Annotated in this window: 16 protein-coding genes and 1 pseudogene; 8 read left to right on the top strand and 9 right to left on the bottom strand. The window is 70.5% G+C overall.

The window, feature by feature from the left end:
* Positions 1–103 precede the first annotated feature (103 nt).
* Positions 104–728: pseudogene (locus tag VGL20_18065) on the top strand (NAD(P)-binding domain-containing protein).
* 262 nt (positions 729–990) lie between these two features.
* Positions 991–4044 carry a DUF3427 domain-containing protein gene (locus tag VGL20_18060; protein ID HEY2705591.1) on the top strand — a complete coding sequence of 1018 codons (3054 nt, stop codon included), beginning with the start codon at positions 991–993 and terminating at the stop codon, positions 4042–4044.
* A gap of 14 nt (positions 4045–4058) precedes the next feature.
* Here VGL20_18060 and VGL20_18055 read toward each other — a convergent pair whose 3' ends face one another.
* Complete coding sequence (locus VGL20_18055) at positions 4059–5141, bottom strand: ferritin-like domain-containing protein (protein ID HEY2705590.1); 1083 nt, start codon at positions 5139–5141, stop codon at positions 4059–4061.
* A gap of 21 nt (positions 5142–5162) precedes the next feature.
* Entirely contained in the window at positions 5163–5873 is a 711-nt protein-coding gene (locus VGL20_18050; GenBank protein ID HEY2705589.1) for a MerR family transcriptional regulator, read from the bottom strand.
* A gap of 184 nt (positions 5874–6057) precedes the next feature.
* Here VGL20_18050 and VGL20_18045 point away from each other — a divergent pair, with 184 nt between their 5' ends.
* The gene (locus tag VGL20_18045; GenBank protein ID HEY2705588.1) at positions 6058–6219 is read left to right on the top strand and encodes a hydrophobic protein; all 162 of its coding nucleotides are present in this window, start codon (positions 6058–6060) and stop codon (positions 6217–6219) included.
* 130 nt (positions 6220–6349) lie between these two features.
* Here VGL20_18045 and VGL20_18040 read toward each other — a convergent pair whose 3' ends face one another.
* Both VGL20_18040 and VGL20_18035 read right to left on the bottom strand, forming a co-directional pair.
* A complete protein-coding gene (locus tag VGL20_18040; GenBank protein HEY2705587.1) occupies positions 6350–7009 on the bottom strand; it encodes an MBL fold metallo-hydrolase in 660 nt (219 codons plus the stop codon).
* Positions 7006–7638 (bottom strand): HhH-GPD-type base excision DNA repair protein, encoded by a 633-nt coding sequence (locus VGL20_18035; GenBank protein ID HEY2705586.1) that lies wholly within the window; start codon positions 7636–7638, stop codon positions 7006–7008. Before VGL20_18035 ends, VGL20_18040 begins: the two co-directional genes overlap by 4 nt.
* A 39-nt stretch (positions 7639–7677) precedes the next feature.
* Between VGL20_18035 and VGL20_18030 the strand changes: the two genes are divergently transcribed.
* Entirely contained in the window at positions 7678–8028 is a 351-nt protein-coding gene (locus tag VGL20_18030; protein HEY2705585.1) for a hypothetical protein, read from the top strand.
* Between the two features lie 3 nt (positions 8029–8031).
* Entirely contained in the window at positions 8032–9048 is a 1017-nt protein-coding gene (locus tag VGL20_18025) for a potassium channel family protein (GenBank protein HEY2705584.1), read from the top strand.
* An 8-nt stretch (positions 9049–9056) separates the two neighbouring features.
* Here VGL20_18025 and VGL20_18020 read toward each other — a convergent pair whose 3' ends face one another.
* The 5 genes from VGL20_18020 to VGL20_18000 all read right to left on the bottom strand — a co-directional run bounded on the left by VGL20_18020 (position 9057) and on the right by VGL20_18000 (position 13356).
* Positions 9057–10025, bottom strand: a complete 969-nt coding sequence (locus tag VGL20_18020; GenBank protein ID HEY2705583.1) for a helix-turn-helix domain-containing protein — start codon at positions 10023–10025, stop codon at positions 9057–9059.
* 170 nt (positions 10026–10195) lie between these two features.
* The gene (locus tag VGL20_18015; GenBank protein HEY2705582.1) at positions 10196–10999 is read right to left on the bottom strand and encodes a DNA-formamidopyrimidine glycosylase family protein; all 804 of its coding nucleotides are present in this window, start codon (positions 10997–10999) and stop codon (positions 10196–10198) included.
* A gap of 30 nt (positions 11000–11029) precedes the next feature.
* Complete coding sequence (gene mscL / locus VGL20_18010; protein HEY2705581.1) at positions 11030–11452, bottom strand: large conductance mechanosensitive channel protein MscL; 423 nt, start codon at positions 11450–11452, stop codon at positions 11030–11032.
* A gap of 85 nt (positions 11453–11537) precedes the next feature.
* A complete protein-coding gene (locus tag VGL20_18005) occupies positions 11538–12788 on the bottom strand; it encodes a lysophospholipid acyltransferase family protein (GenBank protein ID HEY2705580.1) in 1251 nt (416 codons plus the stop codon).
* A 37-nt stretch (positions 12789–12825) separates the two neighbouring features.
* Complete coding sequence (locus VGL20_18000) at positions 12826–13356, bottom strand: hypothetical protein (protein HEY2705579.1); 531 nt, start codon at positions 13354–13356, stop codon at positions 12826–12828.
* Between the two features lie 20 nt (positions 13357–13376).
* Here VGL20_18000 and VGL20_17995 point away from each other — a divergent pair, with 20 nt between their 5' ends.
* From VGL20_17995 to VGL20_17985, 3 genes are all read left to right on the top strand, one after another.
* Positions 13377–13631, top strand: coding sequence for a hypothetical protein (locus tag VGL20_17995; GenBank protein ID HEY2705578.1), 255 nt, complete (start codon positions 13377–13379; stop codon positions 13629–13631).
* 49 nt (positions 13632–13680) lie between these two features.
* Positions 13681–14073, top strand: a complete 393-nt coding sequence (locus VGL20_17990; GenBank protein HEY2705577.1) for a metalloregulator ArsR/SmtB family transcription factor — start codon at positions 13681–13683, stop codon at positions 14071–14073.
* A 34-nt stretch (positions 14074–14107) separates the two neighbouring features.
* A partial coding sequence (locus VGL20_17985) for an inositol-3-phosphate synthase (protein ID HEY2705576.1) occupies positions 14108–15012 on the top strand: 905 nt, incomplete at its 3' end.

Below are 15012 nucleotides of genomic sequence, written 5' to 3'. Positions count from 1 at the left end.
ACGGGCGGATCAACCGGCATGGCGCTGGCCGGCGCCAAATCACCAAACCCCGCTTAAGCGGGAGCAGCCAACCTCTCGATCGTCAGTCAAGACGGGACACCTCATGAGCAGCATCAGCATCATCGGCACCGGGAACATGGCTCACACCATCGGCGCGCTGGCGGTAGCGGGCGGGAACACCGTCGAGGTCATCGGCCGCGATCAGTCCAAGGCCGCTGACCTGGCCAGGGCTCTCGGCGGCGGCGCCACGACGGGAGAGTGGGGCGCCGTCCCGGCAGGGGACATCGTCATCGTGGCCCTGTTGTGCGACGGCGTCGTGCCGGTCGTCGCCCAGTAGGGCGATGCCCTCGCGGGCAAGGTCATCGTCGACATCAGCAACCCCTTCACTTCAGCGGCCGACGGTCTGGCCCACCGCGGGGACACCTCGATCGCGCAGGAGGTCGCCAAAGGCGGCCCCGGCCAGCGCCAGCGTGGTCAAGGCATTCAACACCATCTTCCGTCATGTCCTGGAGAAGGGCAGGCCCGACGTCTTCATCGCTGGCGACAATGCGCAGGCCAAGGCGGGCGTCGAGGCGTTCATCAAGAGCCTCGGGCTGCGCCCGCTGGACGTCGGCGGCCTGAAAATGGCGCACTGGCTGGAGGGAGCGGGCCTGGTCACGATGGACCTCGCCCGCCACGGGGTGAGGAACTGGGACTTCGCCCTCGGCGTCACCGAATTTCCCGGCTGAGCCGCACCGCCCTCGGTCCGAACCGTCGGCGAACAGGGGCGCCGTGCGCCCTGACAATGATTGATGGAGCACCGAAAGGACTTGCCACTCTCAGTAGGGCGGTTTCGTATTCGAGGGTGTGGCGGCGCCGGGTGGGCTCTCGGATCACACAGGCGTTCGTGGAGGACCTCCAGACCCCTGGCACTCTGATCGTCCACGGGCGAGTACTCTCTCGGCCGTGAACCTGGACCCTGGTCTGTACGAGCTTCTCGTCACCGCAGGGTTGCACGACCGGCTCGCCACCATGGACGAGCGACTGCTGACCCTGAGGAGGCTCCATCGCGCCGAGGTCCCGGACCGGATCGCCCTTCACCTCGGCGTCCAGATCGAGCGCGCCCTCGCCGGAGTGCCGGAGGCACAGCGCGTCGACACCGGGCTCGCCGTCGCCAGGGCACTGCTGGTCCGGCTCGAAGAGCTGATCGGCAGTGCCGACCTTGCGGATGAGGTCCTCGTGGAGCCCGGTGACGTACTGCGGTCGGTCACCAGGCTGCGCCCCGACGGCACGGCACGGCCGATCGACGGCCCACTCATCCCACTCCTCGATACCACGCTGCTGACCAACGCTCCTGGCGAGCCGCGCGTCGGTCACCAGGTGGCTGCCGAGATCGGCTCTGCCGACAACGTGGACGTGTTGATGGCGTTCATCCGCAACAGCGGGATCAACCCCCTGCTCGAGGCGCTGAGGCGCCACTGCAACGACGGCAAAAGGCTCCGGGTGCTCACCACCACGTACACCGCCTCGACGCAACGCGAGGCTCTCGATCGGCTCGCCGAGCTCGGCGCGGACGTCCGTGTCTCGTACGACATCTCCACGACGCGACTTCACGCGAAGGCGTGGCTGTTTCATCGGTCCTCCGGATTCTCAACCGCATATATCGGGTCGTCGAATCTCACCCATTCGGCGCAGGTGTCGGGTCTAGAATGGAACGTCAGGGTCTCCGGCGCTCGCAATCCCGACGTGATCGACAAGGTGAACGCGGTCTTCGCCACGTATTGGGAGAGTACCGACTTCCGTCCCTACGATCGCGACGAGTTCGAGCGGCAGACCGCGAGGGACGGTGACCGTGGGCCGGTCGTGTACCTCAGCCCGGTTCCGATCACTCCCCTGCCGTTCCAGGAACGGCTCCTCGAGGAGCTCAGCGTCGCTCGGGCCGCGGGTCACCATCGCAACCTCCTCGTCTCCGCCACGGGCACGGGCAAGACCGTGATGGCTGCGTTGGACTACGTCCGGCTGAGACCGACGCTGTCGTCACACCGACTGCTCTTCATCGCACACCGGCAGGAGATCCTCGATCAGAGTCAGGCCACCTTCCGGCACGCGCTGCGCGACCCGAACTTCGGAGAGCAATGGATCGCCGGGCGCCGGCCCAAGGACTTCGACCACGTGTTCGCCTCCATCCAGAGCCTGAACACGGCTGACCTCACCAGCCTGGCGCACGACCACTTCGACGTGGTGATCGTCGACGAGTTCCATCACGCGGCGGCGCCGTCGTACGAGCGCATGCTCGCACACGTGCAGCCGGCCGAGTTGCTGGGCCTCACCGCGACACCCGAGCGCGCGGACGGTCTGCCGGTCCTGCATTGGTTCGGCGATCGCATCGCCGCCGAGCTTCGGCTGTGGGACGCCATCAACGAACACTACCTCACGCCGTTCACCTACTACGGCGTCCACGACGGGCTCGACCTGCGCGACGTGCCCTGGCGGCGCGGCAGCGGGTACGACATCGATGGCCTCACCAGGCTCTACACCAGCTCGGAGGTGTGGGCACACCAGGTGGTGAAGGAGTTCGTCGCGCGTGTCGATGAGCTGGCCACGGTGCGGTGCCTCGGGTTCTGCGTCAGCGTGCAGCACGCCGAGTTCATGGCGTCGGTGTTCAACCACGCTGGTCTCTCGTCCAGGGCCGTCTCCGGGGAAACCCCGGAGTTCGAGCGCAGGGACGCGATTCGCTCGCTCGCGGACGGCCGGCTGCGCGTGCTGTTCTCCGTGGACCTCTTCAACGAGGGGCTCGACGTCCCCGGCGTCGACACCATTCTCATGCTGCGACCCACCGAGTCACCGACGCTGTTCCTCCAGCAACTCGGCCGCGGTCTGCGCCGGGACAGAGGAAAGACGGTCTGCACCGTCCTCGACTTCGTCGGTCTCCACCGCCGCGAGTTCCGCTTCGACCGCCGTCTCCGGGCATTGCTGGGCGGCACCCGCAGGGATGTCGCCGAGCAGGTCGCGGCCGGCTTCCCGTATCTGCCTGCCGGATGCCACATGGAGCTCGATCGCAAGTCGAGTGAGATTGTCTTGGCGAGCATCCGGTCCGCAATCCCGGATCGGTGGTCCCAGAAGGCGGAGGAGCTTCGTTCGATGGTGACGGCCGGCCACGAGCCGACGCTTGCGGGCCTTCTCGATCAGACCGGGATGGATCTCGACGACGTGTACACGGGGCAGCGCGGCTGGTCGGATCTGTGTGAAGCGGCGGGGGTCCCGGTCGCACCAGCGGGCCCGGTGGAACAGGTGTTGCGTCGGGGCATCGGCCGCCTCCTGCATGTGGACGACGCCACCCGCGTGAGCGCATATCGATCGCTGCTGTCGGTCCGCGATCCAGCGGTCGCGTCGATGGGCGAGGCCGGCCGCCGGCTCGCCCGCATGCTCGTCGGACAGGTCGTGGACCAGGTCCCCCGCGAGGCACTGGCGAAGGATGCGCCGCTGCAGCAGGGACTCGACCTGATCTGGCAACACCCACAGGTGCGTCATGAGGGGCTGGAGCTGCTGGGCGTCCTCGAGAGGGGGGTCGATCACGTTCACTACGACATGCCCGGGCGTCCGGACGTTCCCTTGAGAGTGCGTGCCCGCTACACCCGCCTGGAGATCCTCGCCGCGTTCGGCCACGGCGACGGGTCACGGGTGGCGACATGGCAGGCGGGGGTCTTCTGGGTCCCCGAGGCGAACGCCGATCTCCTCGCGTTCACCCTGGACAAGACGACCGGGTCTTTCTCCCCGACCACGCGGTACCGCGACTACGCGATCAGCCGGGAGCTGATCCACTGGGAGAGCCAGTCGAGCACCCGGGCCGACAGCGAGACCGGCCGAAGGTACCAACGCCACGTGGCGCGGGGGAGCAACGTGATCCTCTTTGCGCGACTGCGGCAGAGCGACCGTGACTTCTGGTGCTTAGGCCCGGCGGTGTACGTCGGGCACGAGGGCGAGCGCCCCATGGAGATCACCTGGCGCCTCGAGATCCCGCTTCCCGGGGATCTGTTCACCCAGTTCGCGGCTGCGGTGGCGTAAGCGAGAGGGAGCCCTCAGGCGGCGCTCTCCCCCACGGCGATGGTCTCCTGGACCTGGGCGAGGCGCTCCTCGTCGATCTCGTCGGCGGTGCGCTCGTCGGCGGCCATGACCTGCTCGAGGTCGATGGTCTGGTAGCCGGCCACGCCCATGTCGGCGAAGGCGTTGTTGATCCGCGGGCCCCAGAGGCCGATGTCCTTGATCATCGGGACGATGCGGGTGAAGAGCAGCGACGTGAACATCCGGTTGCTCTCCGAGTTCTCCAGGTAGCGGACGCACTCGTCGACGTCGAGGCCGAGGTTCGCCCACACCTCCTCGGCCTGGAAGCGGTCGCGCATCAGGTAGCAGGCCTCGATGCAGAACTCCTCGCGCTCGTCCCGCTCCTTCTGGGTGAGCTGCGGATAGAAGTCGCGCAGCGACAGCCGGCCGAAGGCGACGTGGCGGGCCTCGTCCTGCATCACGTAGGCGACCACGGAGCGGCCGAGCGGGTCCTGGGCGACGTCGCGGATGAGGCCGAAGGCGGCCAGCGCCAGGCCCTCGATGAGCACCTGCATGCCCAGGTAGGTCATGTCCCAGCGGCTGTCGCTGATGACGTCGTTCAGCAGCGCCTTGAGGTGGGGGTTGATGGGATAGGCGAGCTGCAGCTTCTCGTGCAGGTAGCGCGAGTAGGCCTCGACGTGTCGGGCCTCGTCCATCACCTGGGTGGCCGCATAGAACTTGCTGTCGATGTCGGGTACGGTCTGGACGATCTTGGAGGCGCAGATCAGCGCCCCCTGCTCACCGTGGAGGAACTGGGAGAACTGCCACGCGGCGCCGTGGTGGCAGACCTCCGCGCGCGCCTTCCCGTCCATCGCGTTCCAGATCGGCGACCCGTAGATGGGCACGAACTGCTCGGGAGCCTGCAGCGGGTTGCCGAGGTCGGGCTGGTGCGACCAGTCGATCCGCTCCTGGGCGTTCCACTGCAGCTTCTTTCCCTTCTCGTAGAGGTTGAGCAGCTTGTCGCGGCCCTCGTCGTACTCCCAGTTGAAGACGGTGACGTTGCCGCCGGGGATCTCCCACCGGGTCTGGTCGACCGGGAGCGTGTAGGCGCGGGTGCTCATCTGCTGTTCCCTCTCTTCTGTTCAGGCGGTGGCCCGGTCCAATCCCGGGTGATCGAGGATGCGCTGCATCTCCTCCTGCACCGCGCGACGGTGGAGCAGGGCGAGCATCTGGTCGACGATGGGGAGGCCGCGGTGGACCAGATCGCGCAGCGTCTGCGGTTCGTAGCGGCCCAGCACGGGGCCGACGACCCGGGCGATCTCCTCCTGGACGATGCGCTCGACGGCGTCGCGGTAGAGGGCGAGGTTCTCGAGGGAGAAGCCCCCCTCCGGGGTGAAGCCGGCGCGGCGACCGGCGACGACGAGGTCGAGGAGGTGGAGGTCGGAGGCGGTCGGGGGTCCGGCGGGGCTGATCATCCGCAGCCGGCGCAGGGTGTCGATGTCCTCGTCGGTGAGGCAGTCGGTGTGGGCGGCGAACTCCTCCGCGGACGCGACCGGGTCCGGCTCCTCGAGCAGCCTGCCGGCGATCTGCAGGGTGCGCATCTCGTCGAGGCCGAGCTCACCCCAGCGGTCGAGCACTCCGCCGATCGCCCGCAGCGACAGCCGCAGCTCCTGCTGGATGCCGCGGATCCAGGCGATCCGCTGCACCGTCGACGCCGGGTAGCGCGCCTGGTTGCCCGCGGTCTTGCGCGAGGGCGGCAGCAGCCCCTGCTGCGCGTAGAAGTGGATGGTCGCGGCGGAGGCGCCGGTGAGTCGCACCAGGTCGCGCATTCGCAGCGGGTAGCCGTCGTCCATCCTCGGGAGCCTCCCATGCCACCTGCCACGTGTCAAGTGGCAAGTGGCACTTGACATCCGGCGGTCAGCCCGGGACCGGCGTCGGCATCACATAACTCTTGACAATACTGCTACCACATTCTATAGTTGCAGCACCGGAACGGCACCGACGCCGACCGGGAGAGAAGGAGGGTTGGAAAACACCATGGTTCCGCTGTTGCTCGTCCTGCTGCTGGTGGCCATCCTGTTCGGGGCCGGTGCCGCCGTGCATGCCCTGTGGTGGGTGGCAGTCATCGCCCTCGCCCTCTGGGTCGTCGGCTTCGTCGCCCGTCCGTCCGGCGGTGGTGGCCGCTGGTACTACTGGTAGACCCTGACTCCAGGCTTCTGTTCTTTCCTCACACGACCCCGGCGTCTCCACTCCCCCCGGAGGCGACCCGGGGTCGTTCGCGTTAAATCGGCCCGGTGAGCCGGACCCGCGTCGTCGATGCCGGCGGCGGCTACGCGCCGCCCCTGACCCACTCCACGTCGCCGAAGTAGCCCGGCGCGTGCGGATGCCGGACGTACTCGGCGTACTGCCGCCGGCTCTCGCCGATGGTCGTGGTGGCACCGTGACCGGGGAGCACCACGGTCTCGTCGGGCAGGGGGTGGAGCTTCTCGACGATCGACCGCACCACCTGCTCGAGGTCACCCTTCGCGAAGGTCTTGCCGGGACCGCCGTTGAACAGGGTGTCGCCGCTGATCACGGCGCGGCCGATGCGCAGGCTGATGCTGCCCGGGGTGTGGCCCGGGGTGTGCAGCACCTCCACCGAGGTGCCGCCGACGGGCACGGTGTCGCCGTCCGCGAGGCGGCCGTCGATGCGCTCCTCGGGGATCTTGATCTCCCGAGCGCCGACCAGCACCGGGGCGCCGGTGGCGGCGCGGACGGCGTCGTAGGTCATCCAGTGGTCGGGGTGCCAGTGGGTGGCGACGATGGTGCGCACCTTGCCCTCGGCGGCGAGCGCCTCGAGGAGCACGTCCTCCTCGAGGGGCATGTCGACGAGCAGCGACTCGCCGCGGGCGAGGTCGCGCACCAGGTAGGCGTTGTTGCTGTAGGGGCCCATCGGCCCGACCTTGAGGATGCGGATGTCGCCGTCCTCGAAGCTCTCGAAGGTGCTCATGTGCGCGCCCTCGCGGTGCGCTTCGGAAGCAATCCCTCGGCGCGCAGCTTCGCCTTGTACGCGCGCTTCTGGGTCTGGTAGTCGGCGAGCTCCTCGGCGGTGGTCACATCGCCCAGGGTGCGGTGCTCTGGAAGCAGCGCCTCGATCCCCGGGGGGCGGACGCCGTACTGCCTCTCGAGCAGCCGGAGCACGTTGCGCGCCTTCATCTCGCCGAAGCCGGGAAGCCGTGAGAGCCGCTTCCAGAGCTCGGTGCCGCTGTCGACCCCGCGCCAGATCGCCTCGCCGTCGCCCTCGTACTCGGCGACCAGGTGGGCGGCGAGCGCCTGCACCCGCTGGGCCATCGCGGTCGGGAAGCGGTGGATCGCCGGTCGCTCGGCGAACGCCGCCGCCAGCTGGTCGGCGGGCATCGCGGCGAGCTCGCGGGGGTCGATCGTGCCCACCCTCCGGCGCAGCTCGAGGGGGCCGCTGAAGGCCTTCTGCACGGTCACCTGCTGGTCGAGCACGAAGCCGATCAGCAGGGCGTTGGCGTCCTCGGCGAGGAGCCGGTCGGCCTCCTCGTCCCCCGTCCAGGGCAGCGAGCGCGGCCGCGCCGCCGCCCCCGGGCCAGTGGGTCGGGCGGTGTTGGTCATGCCCCAAGGGTACGCGTCCGCCTCTACACTCGGCGCCTCATGAGTTGGGTCGGACGGCTGTTCGGACGCTCGAGCGGAGCCGTGACGGTGCGCCTGCCGGCCGACCTGGCCGAGGCGCTCGACAACGAGGGCGGCGGCCGGGGCCTCGACGCCGCGGTCGAGCGGGTGCTCCGCGCCCACCTCGCCGGAAGCTGCCGGGCGGTGCCCGACGACACCGAGCGGATGCCCTTCTGGCTGTCGCGCCGCGACGCCCCGGACGGCGACATCGAGGGTGGGCTGCGCGACCGCATGGCGCAGCGGCGGACCGCGGAGGCCGAGGCCGACGAGGGTGATCCCTCCCCGCCGCGCCGCCCCCCGAGCCCGCGGAGCCGGCGCCCACCCCGGGTCTGAGCGGTGATCCCCGGAAGCCCCGCGCCCCGCCCCCTGCGGGGGTTCCTCCCGGCGGTGGTGGCCCTCGTGGTGGTGATCGTCTACGGCACGGCGGGCTATGTCGTCGTGGAGAGGTTCGGCTGGCTCGACGCCCTCTTCATGACCGTCATCACGATCACCACGGTCGGCTACGAGGAGGTGCATCATCTCGACGCCGCGGGCCAGGGATTCACGATCTCGCTGATCATCTTCGGGGTCGCCGCCTTCCTCTACACCTTCGGCATCCTGGTGGAGCAGCTGTCGAGCGGCAGATGGCGGGAGTATCGGAGGTTCCGGCGCATGGACAGCCAGCTGCGCGCGCTCCGCGACCACGTCATCGTCTGCGGCTACGGCAGGACCGGCCGGCAGGTGGTGAAGGACCTCGAGGAGGGGGGCCATCGCTACGTGGTGGTGGAGATGAACCCGGGCCCGCTCGACGCGGTGCGCCGCGACGGCCGCCTCTGCGTGGCCGGCGACGCCGCCTCCGACGAGGTGCTCCACCTCGCCGGCATCGACCACGCCCGCGCGCTGGTCAGCTCGGTCGACAGCGACGAGCGCAACGTCTACATCGTCCTCACCGCCCGCTCGCTCAACCCCGCGCTGTTCATCGTGGCCCGCTCCTCCTTCCCCGACTCCATCCCCAAGCTGCAGCGCGCCGGAGCCGACCGGGTGGTGAGCCCCTACACCACCACCGGCCGCCGGATGGCGGCGCTGGCGCTCCAGCCCGCGATCGTCGACGTCATCGACATGGTCACCAGCGAGGGCGGGTCGATGGCCATCGAGGAGCTGGTGGTGCCACCCTCGACCGCCCCGATCACCGCCGGCGCCCTGCGGCTCTCCGGGGCGCTGCTGCTGGCGGTGCGCAGCGTCGGCGGCCGGCTGAGCGTCGGGCCCGAGGACGGAGCGGCGCTGGGTCCGGGCGACCTGCTGGTGGTGATGGGCACCCCCGAGCAGCTGACCAGCCTGGCGACCACCCTGTCACCACGCAGCGCCTCCGCCTGAGCTCCGCCTCAGGCGACGGTGCGCTCGCGGATGCGGAAGGTGCGCCGGTAGCGCTGCGGCGAGGTGCCGCGCCAGCGGGCGAAGTGCTGGCGCAGGCTCGCCGCGCTGCCGAACCCGGCCAGCCGTGCCACCTCCTCGACCGGCTCGTCGCCCTCCTCGAGGAGGCTTTGCGCGAGCAGCAGCCGCTGCAGCAGCAGCCAGCGGTGCGGGGTCTCGCCGGTGACCGCGCGGAAGCGGCGGGCAAAGGTGCGGGTCGACATCAGCGCACGCGCCGCCAGCTCGTCCACCGGCAGCGGCTCGTCGAGCCGCTCGAGCGCCCAGTCGAGCACCTGGCTCAGCTCGTCGCCGCGGCGGTGGACGCGCACGGGCGTCTCCACGTACTGCGCCTGACCGCCGTCGCGGTGGGGCGGCACCACCATCCGCCGGGCCAGGGCGTTGGCGACCCCGGTGCCGTGCTCGGTGCGCACGATGTGGAGGCAGAGGTCGATCCCCGCCGCGGTGCCCGCGCTGGTGAGCACCGGGCCGGCGTCGACGTAGAGCACGTCGGGATCGACGTCGATCAGCGGGTAGCGCTCGGCCAGGGCCGCCGCGTAGCGCCAGTGGGTGGTGGCGCGGCGGCCGTCGAGGAGCCCTGCCGCGGCGAGCACGAAGGCGCCGGTGCACACGCTCATCACCCGCGCGCCGCGCTCGACGGCGGCTCTGAGCTCGTCGAGCAGCCCCTCCGGGGGACGCTCGTCGGGGTCGCGCCAGGCGGGGACGGCGATGAGGTCGGCCTCGCGGAGGCGGTCGATGCCGTGGGGGGTGGTGATGAAGAAGCCGGACGAGGTGCGGAGTGGCGGGGGCTCGACGGCGCAGACCGCGAAGTCGTAGCCGGGGAAGCCGTCGGCGGTGCGGTCGAGGCCGAAGACCTCGCTGACCACCCCCAGCTCGAAGGCGGCGACGTTGTTCGCGACGGCGACGGCGACGTTGCGGAGCATGGTGTCGAGTATGGCAGGATTTTATCGTTGTGGGGTTATTCTGCCACTTTCGCCGACCGGGGAGGCGGGGGAGGATGGGGGCATGTTGCAGAGTGACCTCGTCGCCGAGATGGTTCGATTGGAGCAGGCACGACGCCTCCGGGAGGCCGATCGTGTGAGTCGTCGGCCGGCTACGTCTGGCAGCCCCGGCAGAAGCTGGTCACCCGCTGCTGCGCGGTCAGCTCGGAGATCCGGTGCCCGCACCTCGGACAGTCCTGCCCACCCCTGCCGTGCACCCGCATGAACGACCGGTCCTGCTTGTGCGCGAGCCAGTGCTCCTGGGCGCCGATCGTGGCCACCGCATCCCGCAGAACCCGCTGGGTCGAGGCGTGGAGGCGCTCCACCCCGGCGGCGTCCAGGGTGGTGCGCTTCCGCAGCGGGAGCATGCCGGCGTCGTGGAGGATCTCGTCGCTGTAGGCGTTGCCGATCCCGGCGACGAAGGCCTGGTTGCGCAGCGCCGACTTCAGCTCGCCGCGATGGCGGCGGATCCGGGTGGCGAAGTCGGCGGCGGAGATGTCCACCGCCTCGGGGCCCAGGTCGCTCCATCCGGGCACGGCGTCGAGCCCGCCGGCGGGCGCGAGGTAGACCCGGCCCATGCGCACGGTGTCGAGGAATCGGAGCTCCTCGTCGCCCTCGAGCATCAGCCGGACGACGGTGGCGGCGGCCACCCGTTCGTGGGGCGCGGCCAGCTGGAGGCGGCCGCCGAGCATCGGGTTGATCACCAGGTGCTGGCCGCCGGCGTCGAGCACGAGGAACTTGCCCCGCCGCCACATCGCCCCCAGCGGCCGGCCGGTGAGCGCGCCGGTGAGGTCGTCGGTGGTGACCCGGAGCATGAAGCCGTGGCGCGGCGACACCTCGACGGCGCGCACCTCCCGTCCCAGGAGGAGGGGGGAGAGACGCTCGCGGAGCACCTCCAGCTCGGGCATCTCAGGCATGGCCCCGCCAATGTACCGGGCGGCGGGATCTCAGGCGATCGGGGTGACCTCGGCGGTGCAGAAGGCGCAGCGCTTCGCCGCCATCGGGATGTCGCTGAGGCACTCCGGGCAGGCGCGGGTGGTGGGGCCGGCGGCGGGCGCGGTGCGGCGGGCCTCGAGCGCCTGCATCGGCACCACCACGACGAAGTAGACCGCGGCGGCGACGGCGACGAAGGTGATCACGTCACCGATGAAGACGCCGTACCTGAACACCCCGCCGCCGATGGTGAAGGAGAGGAAGGTGAAGTCGGTGTGGCCTGGGATGGCGATCAGCTGCAGCAGGATGTTCTTCACGAACGACTGCACCACCACCCCGAAGGCGCCGCCGATGACCACCGCGACCGCGAGGTCGACGACGTTCCCCCGCAGCAGGAACTTCCGGAAGCCGGCGATCCAGACCATCACCTGATCCACGGCCTGACCCTCCTGGGCGTTGCCGGCGGGGCGGGCGCCGGATCCCCTCGAGCGCGGCAGTGTAAGCCGTGGCGGCGAGCGCCGGTCAGTCCTCGGTGAGGGGCTCCGCGAACACCGACCCGCGTCGCGTCAGGTTCATGTAGACGCCCTGCTGGATGGTCTCGCGGACCCGGTCGGTCAGCTGCATCACCGTGGCCATGTCGTCGGCGGCGCCGGCGCCCAGCCCCTCGGCGGCGGGGTCGAGCGGCGGGTGGAACTCGATGATCCACGACGACGGCAGCGGGATCAGGCCGAGCAGGCCGAGCCAGGGGAAGCTGGGCGTCAGCGGGAAGTAGGGGAGGCCGAGCGCCCGGGCGGCGACGTCGAGGTTGGCGAGCATCGGGTGCAGCTCCTCGCTGCCGACCACGCTCACCGGCACGATCGGGCTGCCGGTCCGCAGCGCCGTCTGCACGAAGCCGCCGCGGCCGAAGCGGCGCAGCCGGTAGCGCTCGCGGTACAGCTTGCCGGTGCCCTTGGCGCCCTCCGGGAACACCAGCACCAGCTCGCCGGCGCGGAGCAGCCGCTCGGCGTCGTCGGGATGGGCGAGGGTGTTGCCGGTGCGGCGCAGGAACCACGACGCGACCGGCACCCCGAAGAACGCGTTGAGGATCAGCGCCCGCGCGTGGCGCTGGCCGGGCAGGTCCTCGAAGATCGCGGTGCGGATCATCACCCCGTCGTAGGGCAGCACCCCGGCGTGGTTGGAGACCAGCAGCGCGGCCCCCTCCACCGGGACGTTCTCCAGGCCGCGCACCTGCACCCGCCAGTAGTCGCGGTAGAGGAAGCGGAAGAACGGGAGCAGCGACTCCGTCCATTCGCGATCGAACCCGAACTCGTCGATCGAATCGGCGCACTCCGCCTGCCGCCGGGCGAGCTCGCGCTGCTTCGCCAGGAACGCCACCCCGGCGGCGCCCAGCTGCAGCGCCCGCTCGGGGCGGAGGGAGGTCACCGTGTCCAGCGCCGCGTGGGCGGTGCGGCTCAGCAGGGCGGGGAGGTCGCGGGTCACCGAGCTGAGGACGTCGACCGGCACCGGCACCGAGTCGGCGGGCTCGATGCCCTCGGTGCGGCGGCGCTCCAGCTCGTCGGTGGTGGCGGCGTGGAGGCGGCGCAGCCGCGCCCCCACCTCCTCGGACCGTGCCGGCCGGCTTCGCCGCGTGCCGGCGGTGCGCCGGGGGCGGAGCACCACCGCGCCGGCGAGCTCGAGGCTGTCGCTGGCGGCGTCATCGGCGGCACGCGCCTCGCCCGGGGATCCGCCGGGCCCCCCCTGGGGCGATCGCAGCTCCGCTCCGGTGTCGGTCATGCGCCCCCATGATGACAGCCCGGGCGCCGCCCGATGGTCACCGCCGCGCCTCCGGCAGCGTGGCCCGCCGCGACGGGTCGCCGTGGTAGCCGCGCACCGTCGCCAGGATGTCCTCCGGCCGCCCGGCGAGCGAGTCCGCGAACCAGCCGCCGTCGAACGGCCGGCCGGCGGCCCTGAGCAGCGCGGCGGCGGGCTGGCGGCGCGGCGGCGGCACCCCCTCGCGGAGCCGGTACGCGAGCACCACCCGGTTGCCCGCGCGGGTGAGGTCGAGATGGTCGATCACCTCCCACCGCGTCAGGCTGCTGAACGGGTACTGGCGCTGCAGCAGCCCCTCACGGGTGAGCTCGAGCACCGGGCGGAAGAGCAGCCCGGTCACCAGCAGCGCCCCCACCGGCGCCGCCAGCACCGCCCAGCCGAAGCTCAGCCCGTCGAGGAGGAAGAGCACGCCGGCGATCTCGGTGAAGATCGCGAAGGGCAGCACCAGCACCGCCGGGCGCCGGGCGCGGAACCTCACCCGGCCGCGCTCGACCTCCAGGGCCGGCTGCACGTCCGGGATGCCCTCTGCCATCGCTCTGTCATCGTAGGGCGGTGCCGGACCCGAGCGCGCTCCTCCCCACCGCGGCTGCCACGCCCAACCCCTTCTTCTCGCTGCTCATCGGCGTGCTCATCTTCATCGTGGTGATCGTGGTCATCGTGGTGGTGATGGCCATCCTCCAGGCGGTGCTGCCGAGGACCGACACCGGTGCCGAGGAGGTGCACGCGCGCGAGCTGGAGGCCGAGCGGCTCGAGCACGCCGGGGCGTCCGACCCGGCCGCCCCACCGGAGGCCGGCTCGGGGCGGTAGTATGCATAACGCAGCCTTTATCTAATTCTCCTTTATGAATGGAGTCGTTATGGATCCCGGCCGCCGGACGCCGCGCCTCGCCACGCCACGCCGGCGCCTGCCCGCCCCGACCGAGCTGAGCGTCCACTTCGAGGGCCTGGCCCACCCCACCCGCCTCACCATCGTCGAGCGCCTCGCCGGCGCCGCGGAGATGCGGGTGTCGGAGCTCGCCGAGTTCTGCAAGGTGAGCCAGCCGCGGATGAGCTGGCACCTGCGCATCCTGCGCCGGTCCCAGGTGATCCGCACCCGCCGTGAGGGCCGCGAGGTCTTCTGCCGGCTCGACCGCGAGGCGATCGCGGGGCACATGCGCAGTTTCATGAGGCTCATGCTCGTCAAGGGAACAGATGGCGAGCCGCTGCCGGAGCTGGGCCAGACCCAGCTGACCGGGGAGCCCGCACAGTGATCACAGAGACAGCGACCAGGAGAGGAACACGCCGATGAGCAAGAAGGTCCGGGTGGCGGTGGTCGGGGTCGGCAACTGCGCCTCCTCGTTCGTGCAGGGGGTGGAGTACTACAAGCATGCGGACCCGGGCGACTTCGTTCCCGGCCTGATGCACGTCGACCTCGGCGGCTACCACGTCAGCGACATCGAGTTCTCCGCCGCATTCGACATCGACGCCACCAAGGTGGGCAAAGAGCTCAGCGAGGCGATCTGGTGCGGCCAGAACAACACCGTGAAGTTCACCGACGTGCCCCCCACCGACGTGGTGGTGCAGCGCGGCATGACCCACGACGGCCTCGGCAAGTACCTCAGCGAGGTGATCACCAAGGCGCCCGGGTCCACCGCCGACATCGTCGGCATCCTCAGGGACACCGGCACCGACGTGGTCGTCAACTACCTGCCGGTGGGCAGCGAGACCGCCACCAAGTGGTACACCGAGCAGATCCTCACCGCCGGCTGCGCGATGGTGAACTGCATGCCGGTGTTCATCGCCCGCGAGGAGTACTGGCGCAAGCGCTTCGAGCAGCGGGGCGTGCCGATCATCGGTGACGACATCAAGTCCCAGGTGGGCGCGACCATCATCCACCGGGTGCTCACCCGGCTCTTCCGCGAGCGCGGCGTGAAGCTGGAGAACACCTACCAGCTGAACTTCGGCGGCAACACCGACTTCCTCAACATGCTCGAGCGTGAGCGGCTGATCAGCAAGAAGATCAGCAAGACCAACAGCGTGGTCTCCCAGCTCGACCACCCGATCGCCAAGGACAGCGTCCACATCGGGCCCTCCGACTACGTGCCCTGGCTGAGCGACCGCAAGTGGGCGTACATCCGGCTCGAGGGCCGCTCCTTCGGCGACGTGCCCCTCAACGTCGAGCTCAAGCTCGAGGTCCACGACTCGCCGAA

The organism is Candidatus Dormiibacterota bacterium, assembly GCA_036495095.1.
Classification (GTDB): Bacteria; Chloroflexota; Dormibacteria; order Aeolococcales; family Aeolococcaceae; genus CF-96.
This window is presented reverse-complemented; position numbering and strand designations above follow the sequence as displayed.

Bases quoted from the DNA above. Each gene is read 5' to 3' on its own strand.
- VGL20_18055 (HEY2705590.1), bottom strand. From the start codon at position 5,141: ATGAGCACCCGCGCCTACACGCTCCCGGTCGACCAGACCCGGTGGGAG.
- VGL20_18050 (HEY2705589.1), bottom strand. From the start codon at position 5,873: ATGGACGACGGCTACCCGCTGCGAATGCGCGACCTGGTGCGACTCACC.
- VGL20_18045 (HEY2705588.1), top strand. From the start codon at position 6,058: ATGGTTCCGCTGTTGCTCGTCCTGCTGCTGGTGGCCATCCTGTTCGGG.
- VGL20_18040 (HEY2705587.1), bottom strand. From the start codon at position 7,009: ATGAGCACCTTCGAGAGCTTCGAGGACGGCGACATCCGCATCCTCAAG.
- VGL20_18035 (HEY2705586.1), bottom strand. From the start codon at position 7,638: ATGACCAACACCGCCCGACCCACTGGCCCGGGGGCGGCGGCGCGGCCG.
- VGL20_18030 (HEY2705585.1), top strand. From the start codon at position 7,678: ATGAGTTGGGTCGGACGGCTGTTCGGACGCTCGAGCGGAGCCGTGACG.
- VGL20_18020 (HEY2705583.1), bottom strand. From the start codon at position 10,025: ATGCTCCGCAACGTCGCCGTCGCCGTCGCGAACAACGTCGCCGCCTTC.
- VGL20_18015 (HEY2705582.1), bottom strand. From the start codon at position 10,999: ATGCCTGAGATGCCCGAGCTGGAGGTGCTCCGCGAGCGTCTCTCCCCC.
- VGL20_18005 (HEY2705580.1), bottom strand. From the start codon at position 12,788: ATGACCGACACCGGAGCGGAGCTGCGATCGCCCCAGGGGGGGCCCGGC.
- VGL20_18000 (HEY2705579.1), bottom strand. From the start codon at position 13,356: ATGGCAGAGGGCATCCCGGACGTGCAGCCGGCCCTGGAGGTCGAGCGC.
- VGL20_17990 (HEY2705577.1), top strand. From the start codon at position 13,681: ATGGATCCCGGCCGCCGGACGCCGCGCCTCGCCACGCCACGCCGGCGC.